We start from the raw sequence: 22,408 nt of genomic DNA, 5'->3' as shown, positions 1-22,408 counted from the left end.
CGGCTTCGTGAAGCAAGGGAGAGTCCGATGAAGAAACTGCTGGTCGCCGGACTGGTACTGACGGTGGCAGGCAGCGCGCTGGCGGCAACGCCCCAGCCCAGCCTGGACCGCGAGCACCAGAAGCCGGTCAAGAAAAATCTGTCTTCCAGCCTGGTGCGGCACACCGCTCCGGCCCAGCCGCTCACCACGGGCACGCTGGGACGGACGGCTCCGGCCCGTCCCGCGAAGGAAGGCGGACCGGTCGTCACGCCCCTCAACGCGCAGGTCCTGCTGGGCGACTCCCCGAGCTACCCCTCGGCCGCCCACGCGGAATACGCGCACTTGAAGGCCAACAACCTGCCCATCCCGGCCTCCCTGATCCGCGAAGTCTTCGGGGCTCCCGCCCAGGGCGGCGGACAGCGCCAGGGTGGCGAGACCTGGGCCTCCGCCGTGGCCATCACCTTCCAGGCGGGCGGCACCTACACCGACAGCGGCACCACCGTCGGCTCGGTCAACGATGTGCCCACCGGCCAGATCGCCCCGGGCCTGTGCAACACCAGCTTCTTCTCCACCAGCAGCTTCGGCGGCGGGGACGTGTTCTACACCTTCACGCTGCCCGGCAGCTACGAGGTGGATGCCAGCACGTGCAACGCGGCCAGCTACGACAGCTGCCTGGGCATCTTCGACGCGGAGCACAACCTGGTGGCCGTGAACGACGACGGCGCGGGTTGCTCGGGCTTCAGCAGCATCATCGATCCCTGCTGCCTGGAAGCCGGCACCTATTACGTGGTGGTGGACGGCTACGGCACCGCCAACGGCACCTACGACCTGACGGTGAATTTCAGCGCCACCACGTGCTCCGCGGGCTGCCCGCCCATCGAGTGCGACGGCACGGCCGAGGTCGAGCCCAACAACGGCCCGATCGATTTCGGCGGCAACGATGACTTCGGCGCCATCGAGTGCGGCGAGACCATCTGCGGCACGACCTTCACCGACGACGCGGCCCAGACGCGCGACACCGACTGGTACGAGATCCTCATCACCGAGAACAGCATCCTGACGATCAACAGCGAAGTCGAGCTCTTCGACCCGCTGATCTTCGTGCTGAACTCGAACTATGACATCGAGTACCAGGCGAACAACTTCAGCTGGTGCGAGGGCGAGAGCCTGACCACCGACTGCATGTTCCCCGGCACCTACTACATCTGGATGGGCCATTCGGGCTTCACGGGCGTGCCCGAGGAAGTCGGCTACAGCCTGAGCGTCTCCTGCGAGACCTGCACCATCGACGATCCCTGCGCGGATCCCGTGCAGCTGAGCTGCGGCGACAGCATCACGGGCACCACGGTGGACGGCTACGATTACGTCGGCAACCCCGCCCTGGACAAGTTCTTCGAAGTGACCATCGACCAGGATGGTCCGATCACCTTCTCCCTGTGCACGGCCACCGACTATGACAGCTATCTGCGCATCTACGACGGCTGCCCGGTCAGCGGCGGCACGGAGATCGCCTTCAACGACGACGCTTGCGGCCTGGCCTCCGAGATCACGACGATCCTGACCGCCGGCACCTACTGGGTGGTGGTGGAAGGCTACAGCGAGGGCGTCGGCAACTTCTCGCTGGACATCATCTGCAGCACCTGCGGCGAGATCACCTGCAATGGCGACGACGAGGGTGAGCCCAACAACGGTCCCGCCGACTTCGGCGGCGACGACACCTACGGCTCCATCGAGTGCGGCATCGCCTCCACCGTCTGCGGCACCACCTGGGCCGACGCGGACACGCGCGACACCGACTGGTTCGAACTGCTGCTGCTGGAACCCTCCGTCTTGACGATCACCTCCGAGGCCGAGCTCTTCGACCCGCTGATGTTCGTCCTGGACGACGCCTACAACATCATGTTCACGGCTGACGAGATGGGCTTCTGCGAGGGTGAGACCATCACCACCGACTGCCTGCCCGCCGGCACCTACTATCTGTGGATGGGTCACAACGCGTTCGCCGGCGTGCCCGACGAAGTGGACTACTCCCTGACCCTGAGCTGCGAAGTCTGCGAGTGGCAGGATCCCTGCGAGAACGTCGTCGCCCTCGAGTGCGGTGAGACCGTCACCGGCGAGAGCGGCATGAGCGTGGGCAACTCCTGGGACACCTACTGCTTCGGCGGCGAAGACGGACCCGAAGTCCTGTTCGCCTGGGACCACACGGGCGGCTACATCGAGCTGACCCTGGCCAGCGACGCGGCCGAGGACCTGGACATGGCCCTGCTGGGATCCTGTGATCCCCTGGACTGCCTGGACATGCCCTATGCCGTCGGCTCCGAAGAAGTGATCACGGGCGTGTATCCCGCCGGCACCTACTACGTGGTGGTGGACGCCTACGGTTACACGGGTTCCGACTACTCCTTCGACCTGACCCTGTTCTGTGGCGCCGATCCCTGCGAGAACCTGCCCCCGGTGGACTGCCAGGGCACGGCCGAGGTCGAGCCCAACGAGGGCTGGAACGACGAGAACGCCACCTACGGTGAGATCACCTGCGGCGAGACCGTCTGCGGCACCACCTGGGCCACGGGCGGCAACCGCGACCTGGACTGGTTCCACTTCACCCACACCGGTGGCGACATCGAAGTGACCACCCAGATCGGCATGTTCGACTGCATCCTGTTCCTCACCGATTTCGATCCCGCGGGCGCCATCATCGCCTCTGCCGACGCCAGCCCGATGTGCGTGGCCGAGACCATCACCTTCGCGGGCCTGGCCGCCGGTGAGTACCACCTGGTGATCGCGCACAACGATTTCGAAGGCGTGGACACGGATCAGGACTACGCCCTGACCCTGACCTGCCTGGGTGACCCCTGCGAAGGCCACGTGCCCGTCCAGTGTGATGGCACGGCCGAAGTCGAGCCCAACGAGGGTTGGAACGACGACAACGCCAGCTACAACGAGATCGCCGAAGACGAGACCGTCTGCGGCAGCGTCTGGGCCGACGGCGGCAGCCGCGACCTCGACTGGTATCGCTTCACGGTGCCCGGCGACGAGCCCATGAACGTGAGCCTGGTCGCGGAGATCGACGAGTTCGACGCCATCGTCTTCCTGCTGGACTACGAGCTGGACGGGGCCACCTACACGGCCGCCAACCAGAACGGTCCCTGCCAGGGCGAGACGATCAACTACGAGTGCCTGACCCCCGGCGACTACTACGCCGTGATCGCGCACACCGACTTCGAAGGCGTGCCCCTGGACCAGAACTACAGCCTGACGCTGACCATGGCCGCCTGCACGCCGGTTGATCCCTGCGAGGGCATCATCACCGGCACGTGGCCGACCGGTTACTACACCGTGACCAACCACAGCGCGCCGACCATGAACCACCACAACGCGGTGAACGGCTGCGACGGCATCAGCAGCGCGGGCTACGACCACCTGCACATGCTGACGCTGGCCGCCCCGGCGGACATCCGCTTCACCATGCAGGGCCAGGGCCTGGCCGACGAGTCGATCTACGTGCTGACGGACTGCAACTTCACTGAGAGCTGCATCGCCGGCATCGACGTGGGTTCCTCCGATGCGGCGCCCGAAGTCCTCGAGGTCGCGGACATGCCCGCCGGCACCTACTACTTCGTGGCCGACTACTGGGGCGCCTCCGAGACCCACGACTACTCGATGGAAGTGCGCAACCTGACCATCGCCGTGGATGAGAACGGCCAGCCCTTCGCCTTCGAGCTGCAGGGCGCCTTCCCGAACCCCTTCAACCCGACGACCACCATCCGCTGGACCCAGCCCGAGCTGATGCCCGCCAGCCTGGCCATCTACAACCTGGCCGGCCAGTTGGTGCAGCAGATCGATCTGGGCTACCGCGGCCCGGGCGTCCACAACTTCGTCTGGAATGCCTCCCAGCTGTCCAGCGGCGTGTATTTCACCTCGCTGACCACGGGCGGACAGACCCTGACCCAGAAGGTCGTCCTGCTGAAGTAATCCAGCCGGTCACCTGAATCGACGTTCCTGGAAGGCCCCCACGCGGGGGCCTTCCTCTTTCTCCCCCAAGCTGACGAGTGGGGGGAAGAGCGCTTCCGGCCAGATTTCCCTCGGCCTTTTGCCCCGCTCTTGGTACATACCTGCACTTGCCACACAGACCCAACGGGAGGACCCATGTACCTGCCTCGACTTGTCGTACCCATCGCACTCTGCCTGGGACTCGGGCTCAGCGCCCAGGCCGGGCTGCGCGACGAACTGCGCACCCGCTGCAAGACCGACGCCGACGTGGAGCGCATGCTGCACGAGCACTTCGCCCCCTGGGCGGAGCAAGCCGACTTCATGAGCCCCGATCTGGCCCGCTACCTGGTCCTCAAGCACGAGGGCGCGGCCCTGCCGGCGGACCTGCAGGCCCGGCTCTTCCCGCCCGCGGAGGGCGGCACGCGCCAGGGCGGCGAAACCCCGGCGGAGGCCACCCAGATCGACGGCATCCCCTACAACGACACGGGAACCACCGTGGGCTACGTCAATGAGGAAGGCACTTCCTACGGCAGCCCGGACGTCTTCTACAGCTTCACGCTGGAGCAGATCTCCTTCATCACCATCTCGCTCTGCGGCGGCACCAGCTACGACAGCGCGCTGGAGGTCTTCGAGAACGCCGACGGCGCCCTGGGCACCAGCCTCTACGTCAACGACGACGCCTGCGGCCTGCAGTCCCAGCTGACCGAGATCAGCCTGCCCGCCGGCGACTACTTCCTGGCCGTGGACGGCTTCAGCTCCGCCAGCCAGGGCACCTACACGCTGGACATCACCGAAGTCGGCAACCCCTGCGAGGGCTACAACGACGCCGTGGTGGAGTTCGCAGCTCCGGGCACGCTGTCGGGCAGCAACGTGGGCGCCACGGACGTCTACGGCGGCGACGGCGGCGACGCGGGCATCACGCTGACCATCCCCAGCTCCGGGCTCTGGAACCTGGACGCCTGCCAGGCGGGCTCCAGTTACGATCTGGTGTTGAACCTCTTCACCGACAACCCGTGTGAAGGAGGCACGCTGATCGCCTCCGCCGGCTGGTCGGACTGCCAGCTCCCCTGGGGCGCGGCCCGCCTGAACGAAATCAACCTGGAGGCGGGCACCTACCACCTGATGGTCTCCGACGACTGGACCGCCACGGGCACCTTCGAGATCGTCATCGAGCCCACGCCCCCGCGGCCCACCACGGGCGGCCCGGACGAGATGGGCTACGTCTGGACCAACAGCCTGGATCCCAACGGCCCGGAATTCGAGTGGGTCGACATCAGCGCGACCGGCACGGACGTGACCCTCTCGGACGACAGTTTCGGCGGCCCCTTCGACATGGGCATCGACTTCCCCTTCTACGAGGACACCTACACCCAGTGCTGGATCGGCTCCAACGGCTACGTGAGTTTCACCCAGGGCTACAGCAGCCTGGGCGCCCAGCCCTTCCCCACCCCGGCGGACGGCTGGAGCCCGGACAACTTCATCGCGCCCTTCTGGGATGATCTCTGGCCCGTGACCCCGGGCTCCGTGCGCTACCTGTCCGACCCGGACAACGAGCGCTTCATCGTGCAGTTCACGGACGTGCCCGGCTGCTGCAGCGACACCAACCCGCGCCACACCTTCCAGGTGATCCTCTACGGCAGCGGCGACTATCTGGTCCAGTACCAGGACATGGGCGAGGGCGACCTGCTCTCCTTCAGCGTGGGCCAGGAGAACACGGACGGGACCATCGGCCTGCAGTACCGCTATCACAGCGACGGCGGCGTGGTGACCGACGGCGTGGCCTTCTTCGTGGACGCCCTGGAAGGCGACTTCCGCCCGCCCGTGGTCTCCCTGCAAGACCTGCCCTCCGACGTGGAAACCGAGCTGCCCGGCGACTATCCGGTGACGGCCACGGTGACCGACGAGACCGGCCTTGAGAGCGTGACCCTGCTCTACACGGTCAACGGCGGCACCGAGTTGAGCGTGGCCATGAGCCAGGGCGCGAACAGCCTCTGGAGCGGGGCCATCCCGCACCAGCCGGAAAACAGCCTGGTGAGTTGGTGGCTGGTGGCCGTGGACGCCACGGAGCTGCACAACACACGCACCACCGCGCCGTTGGCCTTCGACGTGGTGAGCTACGCCACGGCGCCCCTCAACCTGAGCGCCTCCGACGGCCTGCAGACCGGCACCCTGATCACCTGGCTGCCTCCGCCCAACATCGAGCTGGTGACCCTGTTCGGCGCCGAGCTGCCGACCTCCGAGGACGAGGCCGTGGCCTTCCTGATGGAGACCCACGGGATGAGCAAGCTGGCGGCCGCGGGCGTCTGGCAGCGCTGGCTGCACGGCGGCGCGGAGCGCGAGTTCGAGAGCTTCCGGCTCTACCGCGACGACGAGCTGCTGGTGGAGACCACCGGCCTGGCCTTCACCGACTTCCTGAATTCGGGCAGCGAGGCGGACGTGGTCTACACCTACTCCGTCAGCGCCGTGTTCACGGCCGGCGAGTCCGACCGCTCCAACGAGGACCAGGGCTCCTGGTCCGAGGCACCCAGCAGCGGCGGGCCCGACGCCTTCGGCTACATCTGGCGCAGTTCGCTGAGCCCGGGCGGCCCCGCCTACGAGTGGACCGACATCAGCGGCACGGGCACCAACCTGGGCATCGCGGGCGACGACGTGGCCGCCACGGCCAGCCTGCCCTTCGAGTTCCCCTGGTACGGCAACTTCTACAGCAACCTCTGGGTCTCCTCCAACGGCTACGTGACCTTCCAGTCCACGGCGACGCCCTACTGGAACGGCGCCATCCCCGACCCCCTGCTGCCCAACGACGTGATCTTCGCCATGTGGGACGATCTCTACGTCGGGACCAACGGCAGCGCCGTCTACCAGTGGGACGACACGGCCAACGAGCGCACGATCTTCCAGTGGAACGACGTCACCCCGCTGGGCGGCAGCAATCCGCTGACCTTCCAGATCATCCTCAGCGCCAGCGGCCTGGCCGTGGTGCAGTACGAGGACATCTCGGAGACGGACGTGCTGGACGTCTCCGTGGGCACCGAGGACGCCACGGGCACCATTGGCCTGCAGGTGAACCGCGACGGCCAGGGCATGCCGATCATGGACGAACTGGCCCTGGTCTTCCTGCCGCCCTCCAACTGCGAACCCGTCGAGTGCGCGGGCACGGCCGAGGTCGAGCCCAACGAAGGCTGGAACGACAACAACGCCAGCTTCAACGTGATCCGCTGCGGGGACACGCGCTGCGGCACGGTGCTGGCCGACGGCACGAGCACGGACACCGACTGGTACCTCTACACCCACTTCGGCGGCAACATCACCGTCGCGCTGGACGTCTCCGACTTCAACGGCCGGGTCAGCCTGCGCGAGCACGCCGTGGACGGCGCGACGCTGGCCGCCGCGGGCAGCTTCCCGCGCTGCTTCGACGAGGCCTTCACGGTGAACGACCTGGCGGGCGGCGCGTACTACATCGTGGTTGAGCACGTGGGCGACCCCGACGTGCTGACGCCCCAGACCTACGGCCTCAGCCTGGTCTGCTCCGGCGATCCCTGCTCGGGCCACGTGCCCGTGGAGTGCGCCGGCACGCCCGAGGTGGAGCCCAACGAGGGCTGGAACGCCACGCCGCCCAACTCCAGCTACGGCGAGATCGCGCTGGGCGAGACGGTTTGCGGCACCACCTGGGCCAACGCCGGCCAGCGCGACATGGACTGGTTCCGCTTCACGCTGACGGAGCCCCGGACGATCCACCTGAGCTGCGAGGTGGACGCCTTCGACGCGGCCCTCTTCCTCACCGACCTGGATCCCGCCGGCTCCGTGTTGTCCGATGTGGACGACAACCTGGCCTGCGCGCCGGAGGCCCTGACCTATGAGAACCTCCCGGCGGGCCAGTACTTCGTGGTGATCGGCAACAACTCCTTCGACGGCGTGCCGGTCCCGCAGAACTACTCGCTGACGGTCAGCCTGGCGGGCGGTCCGGAAGACCCCTGCGACAACTACGTCGACATGGGCAACTTCCACGACATCGTCCAGATGAGCCGGCCGGCCCCCATGAACATCCATCACAACGGCACGGGCTGTCCGGGCGCCATCAACAGCCCGGGTCGCGACGAAGTAACGCGCCTGGTGCTCAGCCAGACCACGGACCTGCAGGTCACCCTGCAGGGAGACGGGAACGCCGACGAGGTGATCCTGCTGCTGGGCAACTGCGCGCAGCCCGAATCCAGCTGCGGCGCGGCCGTCAACGCCAACGGCGCCGGCCCCCAGGGCGAGACCCTGACCATGGCCAACGTGCCGGCGGGCGACTACTTCATCGTGGCCGACTTCGCGGGCCAGGACGAGACCCAGGGCTACCAGCTGACCATCATCGACATGGAGTCCAGCCTGGACGAAGGCCGGGAGCTCGCCTTCACGGTGGAGCCCAACTATCCCAATCCCTTCAACCCCAGCACCACCATCCACTGGACGCAGCCTGCGCTGGCGGCGGCCACGCTCACCGTGCACGACATGCGCGGCGCGCTGGTGGAGGAACTGGACCTGGGCGTGCGCGGCGCGGGTCGCCACCAGGTGACCTGGGACGCCACGCGCTTCGGCTCGGGCGTCTACTTCTGCACGCTCGCGGCGGGTGGGCAGTCCCACACCCTGAAGGCCGTGCTGCTCAAGTAAGCCGACCCAGACCAGCCGATTCTGAAACGGGGCCCCGCGGGGCCCCGTTTCTCTGTCCCTCCACGAAGTTCGCCGCCGGGCAACTTGCGCTCGGGGAATTGCCCGGCTCATCCTACATAGTGCCTGCCGGCCCGCCGGGACCGACGCAAGCCGGGAAACCGCGCTTTCGCCACCTCGCGGGCACTCAACGTCACACAAGCACCATGAGCCGAACAGCACAAGGAACCGCCATGCGATCAGGCCATCCTCTTCCCCATGTCCTCAGGGCGTCCCTCTGGGTCCCCCTGCTGCTGTCCGCCGGCCTCGCCCAGGCCGCCCAGACCCCGCCGCTGCGCCCCCTGCTGGAGGCCAAGGCGGCGCTGGGCCACCAAAGTCTGCCCGAGCTGGAGCGCGAGTACGCCTCCCGCCTGCCGGTGGACGCCGCCGCGCCGACGCCCGGACTCTTTGCCCCCGGCTCCGACGACGCGCTCTACGCGGAGTTGAAGGCCCAGGGCGCGCCCATCCCGGCCTGGCTGCAGGCGCGGCTCTTCCCGCTGGCCGGCCGCACCCAGCACGCCGAGCGCGACGGCGGCGACGGTCCGGACGACGCCACGCCCGTCCCCGACGTCAGCTGGGGCACCACCTGGACCGACACGGGCACCACCGTGGACAAGACGGACGTGCTGCTCAACCCGCTGCCCGCGCCGCCTGTCCAGTGCGACTTCGGCTACTTCCCGACCACGAGCTTCTCGGCCCCGGACGCCTGGTACCTGCTCGAGCTGGAGGAAGCCACCCAGGTGACCCTTAACAGCTGCCGGCCGGGCACCACCTACGACACGGCGCTGGCGATCCTGGACAGCGACCTGGTGCCCGTGGCCGCGGACGACGACATCCCCGTCTGCGACTTCGGCAGCTGGCGCTCCTACCTGGCCTGCTGCCTGGAGCCCGGCCAGTACTACGTGGTCGTCGACGGCTACAGCGTCGCGTCCACCGGGGACTATGAGCTGGACATGAGCTTCGCCGAGTGCCCGCCGGATCCCTGCATCGGCTACCAGGACGACACCGTCCAGGCCGAGCTGCCCGGCGTTCTGAGCGGCGACACCAGCGCGGGCTGGGACGTGCTGAACAACGACGGCCTGCGCGAGGTGGGCTTCGACATCGACGCGGGCCAGGGCGGGATCTTCACCTTCGACCCCTGCTCGGAGAACACCGTCTCCGATGTCCGCCTCTATCTCTACACGGCCAATCCCTGCGCGGGCGGCACGCTCGTGGCCTCCTCCACCTGGGGCTCGTGCACGCTGGGCAACCCCACCGCAGCCAGCCTGAGCAACCTTACCCTGGCCGCCGGCAGCTACCACCTGCTGGTTAGCAGCGGCGGCACGGAGGGCCCCTTCGAGCTCAACGTCTACACGCCCTGCGAGGGCTACAACGACCAAGTGGCGACCTTCACGGCCCCCGGCCTGCTGACGGGCACCACCAGTGACGGCGTGAACGTCTACTCGGGCCCGGGCCCGGATAAGGGCGTGGACGTCACGCTGCCCGCCGCGGGCTTCTGGGACTTCGACGCCTGCCAGGCCGGCACGGCCACCGACGTGGCCCTCTACCTGTTCAGCACCAACCCCTGCGAGGGCGGCGAGCTGCTGGCCCAGGCCGGCTGGTCCAACTGCCAGGTGCCCGCGGGCGCCGCGCGGCTGCGCGAGGTCTTCCTCGAGGCCGGCACCTACCACCTGATGGTCAGCCACACCTGGACCGGCTCGGGCGCCTTCGAGATCCAGGTCGCCCCCACGCCGGACCGGCCCACCCAGGGCGGACCGGACGAGCTGGGCTACACGTGGATCTCCAGCCTGGATCCCCAGGGTCCGGAGTACGGCTGGGTGGAGATCGCCGACACGGGCCAGCAACTGGCCTTGAGCGGGGATGACGGCGCCGTCAGCATCGAGCTGCCCTGGGCCTTCCCCTACTACGACTTCAACTACACGTCCGTGCAGGTCAGCACCAACGGCTACCTGGCCTTCACGGGACCGGCCACGCCCTACTGGAACGGCGCACTGCCCTCCAGCGAGACGCCCAACGACGCCATCTACGCGCTCTGGAACGACCTCTTCGTGCCCGGCGGCGAAAGCGGCGCCCTCTACACCTGGGACGACCCGGCCAACGGGCGCTTCATCGTCGAGTGGCACAACGTGCAGCGCCTGGGACAGACGGCGAACAACAGCTTCCAGATCATCCTCCACTCCGACGGCGCCATCGACGTGCAGTACCTGGAGCTGGATCCCACCGACCTTCACGGCGCCACGGCGGGCATCGAGAACGCCGACGGCAGCATCGGCCTGCTGGTGAACTACGACGGCGAGGGCGGCTTCCTGGGCAATGAGCTGCTCATCTCCTACGTGCCCCAGGAGGGCGACTTCCGCGCCCCCTGGATCACCCACGACGCGCCGCTCCAGGACACGGAGACCGAACTGCCCGGCGGCTACCCGATCACGGCGCAGATCACCGACGAGACCGGCGTGGCGCAGGCCCACGTGCTCTACGCGCTCAACGGCGGGGCCGAGCAGAGCGTGGCCATGACCCAGGGCGCCGGCGACAGCTGGACGGCCAGCATTCCCCACCAGCCGGCGGGTACGCAGGTCACCTACCGGCTGCGGGCCGTGGACGCCACCGAGGCGGCCAACACGCGCTTCACGCTCAACTGGGGCTTCTCCGTGGTGAGCTACCAGTGGCCGCCCTTCGGCCTGAGCGCCAGCGACGGCCTGCTCTCGCGCACCACGCTGAGCTGGTTCCACCCCGTCAACCCGGGCCTGCTGAGCGCCACCTTCGGCGCGGACTGGCCGCGCAGCGAGGCCGAGGCCGTCCAGCGCCTGATGCGCGAACAGGGCCAGTCCAAGGAACAGGCGCTGGCCACCTGGCAGGCGCTGACCCGGCCCGCCGAGCGCGAGTTCATCGTGTATCACGTCTACCGCGACGGCGAGCCCATCGCCGAGACCACGGAGTCCGTCTTCGAGGACAACGCGGGCCTGGGCAGCGAGATGGACGTGACCTACACCTACACGGTCACGGCGGAGTTCACGGCCGGCGAGTCCGCGGCCAGCAACGCGGACACGGGCTACTGGGGCAGCCCGCCCTCCTTCGGCGGTCCGGACGCCTTCGGCTACATGTGGATCAATTCCGAGAATCCCAGCGGCCCCGAGTTCGAGTGGGTGGACATCTCCGGCACGGGCACGCCCCTGGGCCTGACGGACGACTCCAACACCGGACCCATCGCCATCGGCTTCGACTTCCCCTTCTACGACCAGAGCTGGAGCGAGCTCTACGTGGGGTCCAACGGCTACGTGACCTTCGGCGCGGGCTTCACCAGCCTGAGCCCCCAGCCCTTCCCCACCCCCTCCGACGGTTGGAGCCCGGACAACCTGATCGCCATGTTCTGGGACGACCTCAATCCGGGCGCGGGGGGCACGGTCTACACGCGCTCCGAGCCCGAGCGCTTCATCGTGCAGTTCCAGGCCGTGCCGCCCTACGGCGGGGGCGGCGGGAGCTACACGTTCCAGCTGATCCTGAACGCCGGCGGCATCATCCAGGTCAACTACCTGGACATGAATGAGAACGACCTGGCCTGGGCCGGCGCGGGCATCGAGAATTCCACCGGGACCATCGGCCTGCAGTACTACTACCAGGGCGAAGGCGCGCTGATGGCCGACAACGTGGCGCTGATCTACACGCCCTCCCCCAGCTGCGGACCCGTGGAGTGCACGGGCACGCCGGAGACCGAGCCCAACGAGGGCTGGAACGACGGCAACGCCAGCTTCGACGTGATCCGCTGCTTCGACACGCGCTGCGGCACGGTGCTGGCCGACGGCACGAACACGGACACCGACTGGTACCTCTACACGCACTTCGGCGGGGACATCATCGCCCAGCTGCGGGTCTCCGAGTTCGACGGCCGGCTCAGCCTGCGCGAGTTCGCCCAGGGCGGCCAGGTGCTGGCCAGCGCCAACACCTTCCCGCGCTGCTTCAACGAGACCATCACCTTCCACGACCTGCCGGGCGGGGCCTACTACCTGGTGGTGGAGCACGACGGCGATCCCGACATCACGACGCCCCAGAGCTACGAGTTGAGCCTGACCTGCCTGGGCGACCCCTGCTCGGGCCACGTGCCTGTGGAGTGCGTCGGCACGCCCGAGGTGGAGCCCAACGAGGGCTGGAACGCCACGCCGCCCAACTCCAGCTACGGCGAGATCGCGCTGGGCGAGACGGTCTGCGGCACCACCTGGGCCAACGCCGGCCAGCGCGACATGGACTGGTTCCGCTTCACGCTGACGGAGCCCCGGACGATCCACCTGAGCTGCGCCGTGGACGCCCTCGACGCGGCCCTCTTCCTCACCGACCTGGATCCCGCCGGCTCCGTGCTGGCCAACGTGGACGACAACCTGGCCTGCGCGCCGGAGGAGCTGACCTATGAGAACCTGCCGGCGGGCCAGTACTTCGTGGTGATCGGCAACAACTCCTTCGACGGCGTGCCGGTCCCGCAGAACTACTCGCTGACCTTGGGCCTGGCGGGCGGACCCGAGGATCCCTGCGACAACTACGTCGACGTGGGCAATTTCCACGACATCTACCAGGCCGCGCGCCCGGCCCCCCTGAACACGCATCACGACGGGACGGGCTGCCCGGGCGCCATCGACAGCCCGGGTCGCGACGAGGTGATCCGGCTGGTGCTCAGCCAGACCACGGACCTGCAGATCTCCATGCACGGCGACGGGGACGCGGACGAAGTGCTGCTGCTGCTGGGCAACTGCGCGCAGCCCGAATCCAGCTGCGGCGCGGCCGCGGACAACAACGGCGCCGGACCCCAGGGCGAGATCCTGACCCTGCCCAACGTGCCGGCGGGCGACTACTACGTCGTGGCCGACTTCGCCGGTCAGGACGAGACCCACTCCTACGGCGTGATGATCATCGACATGGAGTCCGGCCTGGGCGAGGGCCGGGAACTCACCTTCGCGGTGGAGCCCAACTATCCCAATCCCTTCAACCCCAGCACCACCATCCACTGGACGCAGCCTGCGCTGGCGGCGGCCACCTTGAGCGTGCACGACCTGCGCGGCGCGCTGGTGGAGGAGCTGGACCTGGGCGTGCGCGGCGCGGGTCGCCACCAGGTGACCTGGGACGCCACGCGCTTTGGCTCGGGCGTCTACTTCTGCACGCTGACGGCGGGTGGGCAGTCCCACACCCTGAAGGCCGTGCTGCTCAAGTAAACCGGCCCGGCCATCCCGATCCTCAAACGGGGCCCCGCGGGGCCCCGTTCTCATCCCGGGGCGCGGCCGCGCCGGCGAAGCGCGCCCCCATCCTTCCGAATGGAAAAGAGAGGCTCGCCAATCCGCCGGGCTCTTGGTAAATAGTCGCTTCGCTTGTTCATCCTACCCTATCGCTTAGCCTTGGGAGCCGATCATGACGACAGCCCTCCTGACCGAGACCAGGCGCAGACTCTGGCCACTGGTGTTGGGTCTGATCCTGGTGGCCGCACCCGCCTGGAGTGCCGGTCGAACCAGTACCAGCGCAGACGCCGAGCGCGATCTGATCCAGAAAGAGAAAGATGCGGACCGCCAGGCCGACTTGGCCCGCAGCCGGAATCCCCAGTTCGGGGAGGGAAGCGGCGAACGCGAGAGTGGCGGCCCCGACCCCTACGGATACGTGTGGCTGGACAACAACGAGGCCGCCGGCCCGGAATTCGAATGGGTGGACATCTCCACCACGGGAACGCAGATCACCCCGACCACGGACGACGGCTTCACCGGCCCCTACGCGCTGGGTTTCTCCTTCCCGTTCTACGACCAGGCCTACACGGACGTGTTCGTGGCCTCCAACGGCTTCCTCACTTTCGGGGTCGGAGCCGGCAGTCTGAGCAACCAGAACCTGCCCACCGCCTCCACACCCAACAACTTGATCGCCCTGTTCTGGGACGACCTGGATCCGGGCGACGGCGTGGGAACGATCCACTACCTGGCCGACGCCGCCAACGGACGCTTCATCGTCCAGTACACGGGCGTGCCGGACTATCCCGGGCCGAGCAGTCCGCCCAACACCTTCCAGGGCATTCTCTACGACGACGGGCGGATCGTCATCCAGTACCTGGACATCCAGGGTGACCGCACCAGCGCCACCGTGGGCATCGAGAACTCCACCGGCACCATCGGCCTGACGGCGAACTACAACAACGCCGGCATGACCATTGAGAACAACAAGGCCGTGCAGTTCTTCATCTCGGAAGACGACATCACGGGTCCGCAGATCACCCACGTGCCGCTGGGCAACACGGATCTGGCGGGCGGAGCCAACAGCTACGTGGTCAACGCCGATCTGGTGGACAGCCAGTCCGGCGTGGGCGGCGCCACCGTGTACTACCAGGTCAACGGCGGGACCTTCGCCAGCGTGCCCATGACGGCGGGCACGCCGCCCACCTGGAGCGCGGCGATCCCGGGCCAGGCGATGGGATCGACGATCAGCTACTACATCCTGGCCATGGACGTGGCCAACCCTCCCAACACCAGCACCAGCGCCAGCTGGAGCTTCCGCGTCATCGACTACACCCTGGCGCCCACGGGCCTCACGGCCAGCGAGGGGCTGCTGGACATCGTCAACCTGACCTGGACGGCCCCGGTGTGGGTCGCGCAGGCCGCGGCGGGTCCCCGGCCGGAGTTCGAGGACTACCTGGGGCAGTTCACGCTCAAGGATGAGGCCTGGACCGCCTACCAGCAGGATCTGGCGGAGTGGCAGGCCGCCGGCCAGCCGGCGGGGCGCGCCTTCCTGAACTACAACGTCTACCGCGACGGCGAGCTGGTGGGCACCTCCACCAGCCTGGCCTACACCGACTACCCGCCCGAGCAGGAAGTCTTCTACGAGTACTACGTCACGGCCCTGTTCACGGCGGGGGAATCCGACCCCTCCAACACGGACACGGGCAACATGGTGGGCCGGCCCACGGAAGGCGGCCCGGACGCCATGGGCTACATGTGGCAGAACAGCAACCACCCGGAGGGCCCGGGCTTCGAGTGGGTGGACATCTCCGGCACGGGCACGCCCGTCACGGCGCTCAGCGACGACGGCTTCACGGGTCCCTACGACTTGGGCTTCAACTTCCCGCTCTATGACGCCGCCTATTCCCAGGTCTACATCGCCTGCAACGGCTTCCTCACCTTCGGGACGGGCAACGGCAGCCTGAGCAACCAGGCCCTGCCCACCACCAGCACGCCCAACAACCTGATCGCCCTGTTCTGGGACGACCTGGATCCCGGCGACGGCGTGGGCGCCATCCAGTACCAGTCCGAGCCGGAGAACGGCCGCTTCATCGTGCAGTACACGGGCGTGCCGGACTATCCCGGCCCGAACGGTCTGCCCAACACCTTCCAGGGCATCCTGCACAGCGACGGGCGCATCGAGATCCAGTACCTGGACATCCAGGGCGACCGGACCAGCGCCACGGTGGGCATCGAGAACTCCACCGGCACCATCGGCCTGCAGGTGAACTACAACAACGCCGGCGGCCTGATCAACAACGAGCTGGCCGTGGCCATCACGCCCCAGGAGGGCGACTTCGTGCCCCCGCTGATCGCCCACACCCCGCTGCAGAGTGTGGAGACCGAACTCCAGGGCGGCTATGAGGTGACGGCCACCATCAGCGACGAGAGCGGCGTCAGCGCGGCTCGAATCCTCTACACCGTGAACGGCGGCGCGCCCGTGACCGTCACCATGTCCAACGTGACCGGGGAGGTCTGGAGCGGCCTGATCCCGCACCTGGACATGGGCAGCAGCGTGGCCTACCACATCGAGGCCAACGACGCCGGACCCAACGAGGCCCTGGCCGTGAGCGCCACCTGGAGCTTCAGCGTGGTGAGCTACACCTGGCCGCCCCTGAGCCTGGCCGCCACGGACGGCAGCCTGCTCTCGACGGTGATCACCTGGCTGCCCCCCGTGAATCCGGGGCTGCTGGCCGCCCGCTTCGGCACTCCGCTGCCGCGCAGCCAGGACGAGTTCATCGACCGGCTGGTGCAGGGCGAAGGCCTGAGCAAGGCCCAGGCCTATGCCGTCTGGGACGAGTTCTTCGGCGAGGCCGAGCGCGCCTTCATCCAGTACCGCGTCTACCGCGGCGCCCAGCAGATCGGCAGCACCACGGCCTTGAGCCTGGTGGACAATCTGGCCGCCGGCGCCGATCCGGACGTCACCTACACCTACACCGTGCGCGCCGAATTCACGGCGGGCCTCTCGGATCCCTCCAACAGCGACGACGGCTACTGGTCGCTGGGGCAAACGGAAGGCGGACCGGACGGCTTCGGCTACACGTGGGCCAACAGCAGCGCCGAGGGCGGCCCGACCTTCCAGTGGGAGGACATCACGGCCACCGGCACCCTGCTGGCCCTGACCGGGGACGACGCCCAGACCGCCATCAATCTGAGCTTCCCCTTCCCCTTCTATGACGCGACCTACACCACGGCCTCCGTGGTGACCAACGGCTACGTGAACTTCGGCACCGTCTCGACCACCTACAGCAACACGACCATCCCCAACGTCAACCAGCCCAATGGCTGCGTCTTCGCCCTCTGGGACGACTTGTACGTCCCCGCCACGGGGAGCGTCTACTTCCTGGACGACACGGATAACGAGCGCGCCATCATCCAGTGGAACAACGTCACCCCGCTGGGCAGCCAGACCACGCCCCACACCTTCCAGGTCATCCTGCACGCCGACGGCACCATCCTCGTCCAGTACCTGGATCTGGCCGAAGCGCAGATCCTGGACGTCACCATGGGCATCGAGGACATCACGGGCGCCGACGGCCTGCTCTACAACTTCGACGGCACGGGCGCGCCGCTGGCCGACCAGGTGGCCATCCGCTTCACCTACCCGGTGGGGCCGCTCATCGCCCACACGCCGCTGACGGATGTGGAGACCGAACTGCCCGGCGCCCACGTGGTGAGCGCCCAGATCACCAGCGAGCTGGGCGTGGCCTCGGCCCTGGTGGAGTACAGCCTGAACGGCGGCGCCGCCCAGAGCGTGGCCATGACCCACGGCGCCGGTGACACCTGGACGGGCAACATCCCGCACCAGCCCGCCGGCACGACGGTGGCCTACCACATCGAGGCCACGGACACGGAGAACAACGAGCGCGCCTCCATGACCTGGAGCTTCCAGCTGGTGAGCAGCCAGTGGCCGCCCATCAACCTCAGCGCCTCGGACGGTCTGCTCTCCCAGACCAACATCTCCTGGCAGCCCCCCGTGAATCCGGGACTGATGGCCAGTTGGTTCGGCGACCGCACGCCGCGCGACGAGGACGAGGCCGTCCAGCGCCTGATGGACGAGCGCGGACTGGCCAAGGAAGCCGCCCGGGCTCTCTGGCGCGGCCTGTTCGAAGAGTCGGAGCGGCAGTTCATCCAGTACCGCCTGTACCGGGACGGCGAACTGCTGACCCAGACCACGGACCTGGTCTTCGTGGACAACGTCGACACGGGCAGCGCGGCCGACGTGACCTACACCTACACGGTGACCGCCGAGTTCACCGCCGGCGAATCCCAGCCCTCCAACGCCGAGACCGGCTACTGGGGCAGCCCGCCCACCTTCGGCGGACCCGACGCCTTCGGCTACACGTGGATCAGCTCGCTGAACCCGGCGGGGCCGGCCTATGAGTGGGTGGACCTGGGCGGCCAGGGCACGGCCGTGACCCTGACGGACGACAGTTTCAGCGGCCCGGTCTCCATGGGCATCACCTTCCCCTTCTACGGCCAGCCCATGAGCGAGCTGTTCATCAGCTCCAACGGCCACTTGAGCTTCGGGACGGGCAGCACCAGCCTGGGCGGACACTACCTGCCCGGCGTCCAGCTGCCCAACAACCTGATCGCCCTGTTCTGGGACGACCTGAACCCGAGCACGGGCGGCACCGTCTCCTACTTCGCGGATGCGGCGAACGAGCGCTTCATCGTCCAGTACGAGAACGTGCCGGACTACGGCAACGCCACCGGCCTCAACACCTTCCAGGCCATCCTGAGCTCCACGGGCGTGATCCAGGTGAACTACGCCAGCCTGCTGGGCGACATCGCCAACGCCACGCTGGGCATCGAGAACTCCGACGGCACCATCGGCCTGACCTACAACGACAACAGCGACGGCGGATTGATCCAGAACGAGTTGACCATCCTCTATTCGCCGGTGCCGGACTGCGATCCCGTGGACTGCGCGGGCACGCAGGAAGTGGAGCCCAACGAAGGCTGGAACGACAACAACGCCAGCTACAACCTGATCCACTGCGACGAGACCGTCTGCGGCACGCTGCTCTCCAGCGGCGCCGACACGGACACGGACTGGTACCTCTACAACCACTTCGGCGGCAACATCAGCGTCAGCCTGGACGTCTCCGACTTCAACGGCCGGATCAGCCTGCGCGAGCAGACCGTGGACGGCGCCACCGTGGCCAGTTCCAACGTGTTCGGCCGCTGCTTCAGCGAAGCCTTCACGGTGACGGGTCTGACGGGCGGGGCCTACTATCTGGTGGTGGAGCACGTGGGAGACCCCGACCTGACCACGCCCCAGACCTATTCCCTGGCGCTGACCTGCTCGGGCGACCCCTGCTCGGGCCACCTGCCGGTGGAGTGCGTCGGCACGCCGGAAGTGGAGCCCAACGACGGCTGGAACGCCACGCCGCCCAACAGCAACTACGGCCAGATCGCTCTGGGCCAGACCATCTGCGGCGCCGTCTGGGCCAATGCCGGCCAGCGCGACATGGACTGGTACCGCTTCCATCTGGACGTGGCCGACACGGTCACCTTCACGGCCCAGGTGGACGCCTTCGACGCGGCCCTGTTCATCACCGACTTCGATCCGGCCGGCTCCGTGCTGCTGGAGGTGAACGAGGCGCCGGCCTGCGCGCCCGAGACCATCACACTCCCCAACCTGCCCGCGGGTGACTACTTCCTGGCCATCGGCCACAGCACCTTCGAGGGCGTCTCCGAACCGCAGAACTACTCGCTGGTTTTCGGAACCCCCAGCCAGCCCGAGGATCCTTGCGACAACTACGTCGACGTGGGCAACTTCCACGACATCGTCCAGATGGCCCGGCCGGCCCCCATGATGGTCCATCATGACGGCACCGGCTGCCCGGGCGGCATCAGCAGCCCGGGTCGCGACGAAGTGACCCGCCTGGTGCTCAGCCAGACCACGGACCTGCAGGTCACCCTGCACGGGGACGGGGACGCCGACGAGGTGATCCTGCTGCTGGGCAACTGCGCGCAACCTCATTCCAGCTGCGGCGCGGCCGTCAACGTCAACGGCGCCGGACCCCAGGGCGAGACCCTGACCATGGCCAACGTGCCGGCCGGCGACTATTTCCTCGTGGCCGACTTCGCCGGTCCCGGCGAGACCCATCCTTACAGCATGTCGATCATCGACATGGAGTCCGGCCTGGGCGAGGGTCGGGAGTTCACCTTCGCGGTGGAGCCCAACTTCCCCAATCCCTTCAACCCCTCCACCACGATCAGCTGGACGCAGCCTTCGCTGGCGGCGGCCACGCTCACCGTGCACGACATGCGCGGCGCCCTGGTGGAAGAGTTGGAGCTGGGCGTGCGCGGCGCGGGTCGCCATCAGGTGACCTGGGACGCCACGCGCTTCGGCTCGGGCGTCTACTTCTGCACGCTCACGGCGGGTGGGCAGTCCCACACCCTGAAGGCCGTGCTGATCAAGTAGCCGATCTGGCAAGACTGATCCTGAAACGGGGCCCTGCGGGGCCCCGTTTTCGTGCCGGTCTCACGCAGCGGGCGCGGAGAGCGCAGAGGGTCTCCGCGTCCGCTGCGTGAGCTTCAACTCTCAGGCAGGCCGTTCACCATCCGCACCAGGCCGTCCATCAGCTGCGGCGCGTTGAAATTGATCAGATAGCCCAGCCGCAGCCCCGACAGCCGCAGATATGTGAGCAGTTGCTTGAAATGCACTTTCTGCAAGATTTCCACGCTCTTCAACTCCACCAGCACGCAGTCCTCCACCAGCAGATCGGCGAAGTAACCCGGCTCCAATTCGATGCCCCGGTAGCGCACGGGCATGGGCTGCTCGCGCAGCACGCGCAGCCCGCGCCACTCCAGTTCGACGGCCAGGGCCCGGTTGTAGACCTGCTCCAGCAGTCCGGGACCCAGCGTGCGATGGACGGCCAACGCGGCGCCCAGCACCTCGCCGCCCACCTGGTTCTCGCGCCGGCCCGTCGCCGGCCCGGGCCGGTTCACGCCTCGGCCCCCGCCGCGGCGCGGCTCCAGTCGCGACCCGTGCGCAGCAGCAGAGCCTCGGCCAGCTCCCCCGTGCCGATGCCCCCCTGGCCCGACAGGTCCGCGATGGTACGCGCCACCTTGAGCAGCCGGTCCACGCTGCGCCCGCTCAAGGATTCCCGCTGGATGGCCAGCCCCAGCAGGCGCGCCTCGGCCTCCCCCAGCGGGCACCAGGCCCGGATCTCCGCCCCCTCCAGCTCCGAGTTGGAGCTGCCCGGGTGCCGGCCCGCGTAGCGCCGCTGCTGGCGCGCCCGCGCCTCGGCCACCCGGGCGGCCACGTGGGCGCTGTCCTCGGCCGGCGCGCTGCGCAGCAGGTCCTCCGGCGGCAGCGCGGGCACCGCCACCTGCAGGTCGATGCGGTCCAGGACCGGCCCCGAGATGCGCGAGGCGTAGCGCAGGCGTTCGATCTCCGGGCAGCGACAACGCCGGCGCGGATCCCCCAGCATGCCGCAGGGGCAGGGATTCATGGCGGCCACCAGCGTGAAGCGCGCCGGCAGTTCCAGCCGCAGCGCGGCCCGGGAGATCAGCACGCGCCCGTCTTCCAGGGGCTGCCGCAGCTGCTCCAGCGTCTGGCGGCGGAACTGGGGCAGTTCGTCCAGGAAGAGCACGCCGCGGTGCGCCAGGCTGACCTCGCCCACGTGGGGCGCCCGGCCGGAGCCCACCAGCCCGGCGTCGGAGATGGTGGCGTGGGGCGCGCGGAAGGGCCGCTGGCGGAGCAGGCCCTGGCGCGGCGGCAGCAGGCCGGCCACGGAGTGGATGCGGCTGGCCTCCAGGCGCTCGGCGGGCGAGAGCGGCGGCAGGATCCCGGGCAGGCAGCGGGCCAGCAGGGTCTTGCCCGAGCCCGGCGAGCCCACCAGGAGCAAGTTGTGCCCGCCCGCGGCGGCGATCTCCAGCGCCCGGCGCGCCTGCTGCTGGCCGCGCACGTGCGCCAGATCCGGCCCGGGCGGTCCCGCCTCCGCGTCCAGCTCCGCGTGCTGGCCCTGTCCCCACTCCGCCGTGTCGCGCACCAGCCAGGTCAGGGCTTCGCGCAACGTGGAGGCCGCCGCCAAGGGCAGGCTGCAGCCCGCCCGCGCCTCGGCCAGGTTGTCCGCCGGCACCAGCACGCGCTCCACCTGCTCCTCCCGGGCGCAGACCAGCGAGAGCACGCCGCGCACGGGTTCGATCCGCCCGTCCAGGGCCAGTTCGCCCAGCACCAGGGTGCGCCCCAGGCTCTCGGCGGGACGCAGGCCCAGGGCGGCCAGGAGGCCCAGCGCGATGGGCAGATCGAAGGCCGAGCCGCTTTTGCGCAGGTCGCCGGGCACCAGGTTGATCACGATGCGCTGGGAAAGGGAGATGGGCAGGCCCGAGAGCCGCGCGGCGCTGAAGATGCGCGGCACGGCCTCCTGGATCGCCTTGTCGGGCAGACCGGTGAGGACCACCTTGGGCAGGCCGGGCGCCGCGTGGCACTCCACGCGCACGCTCTGCGCCTCCACGCCCGACAACGCCGCGGTCCAGATCTGGGTGTACATGCCGCCCCCGCC

6 protein-coding genes are annotated in these 22,408 nt (G+C 68.4%); 4 read left to right on the top strand and 2 right to left on the bottom strand.

Annotated elements, in window-relative coordinates:
• The first annotated feature begins 27 nt into the window (after positions 1-27).
• From WC326_09885 to WC326_09870, 4 genes are all read left to right on the top strand, one after another.
• Positions 28-3,951, top strand: coding sequence for a T9SS type A sorting domain-containing protein (locus tag WC326_09885; protein MFA7331368.1), 3,924 nt, complete (start codon positions 28-30; stop codon positions 3,949-3,951).
• 174 nt (positions 3,952-4,125) lie between these two features.
• On the top strand, positions 4,126-8,619 hold the full coding sequence (locus WC326_09880; protein MFA7331367.1) for a T9SS type A sorting domain-containing protein: 4,494 nt from the start codon (positions 4,126-4,128) through the stop codon (positions 8,617-8,619).
• 230 nt (positions 8,620-8,849) lie between these two features.
• Entirely contained in the window at positions 8,850-13,850 is a 5,001-nt protein-coding gene (locus WC326_09875; protein MFA7331366.1) for a T9SS type A sorting domain-containing protein, read from the top strand.
• Positions 13,851-14,043: 193 nt separating this feature from the next.
• Entirely contained in the window at positions 14,044-20,322 is a 6,279-nt protein-coding gene (locus WC326_09870; protein ID MFA7331365.1) for a T9SS type A sorting domain-containing protein, read from the top strand.
• 113 nt (positions 20,323-20,435) lie between these two features.
• Here WC326_09870 and WC326_09865 read toward each other — a convergent pair whose 3' ends face one another.
• Both WC326_09865 and WC326_09860 read right to left on the bottom strand, forming a co-directional pair.
• A complete protein-coding gene (locus WC326_09865) occupies positions 20,436-20,849 on the bottom strand; it encodes a GxxExxY protein (protein MFA7331364.1) in 414 nt (137 codons plus the stop codon).
• On the bottom strand, positions 20,846-22,396 hold the full coding sequence (locus WC326_09860; GenBank protein MFA7331363.1) for a YifB family Mg chelatase-like AAA ATPase: 1,551 nt from the start codon (positions 22,394-22,396) through the stop codon (positions 20,846-20,848). The genes WC326_09865 and WC326_09860 overlap by 4 nt, the downstream gene beginning before the upstream one ends.
• Between the last annotated feature and the right edge of the window lie 12 nt (positions 22,397-22,408).

This window comes from Candidatus Delongbacteria bacterium, assembly GCA_041675285.1.
GTDB lineage: Bacteria > CAIWAD01 > CAIWAD01 > CAIWAD01 > CAIWAD01 > CAIWAD01.
Note: the sequence above shows the minus strand (reverse complement) of the source record. Positions and strands in the feature narration are given on the sequence as shown.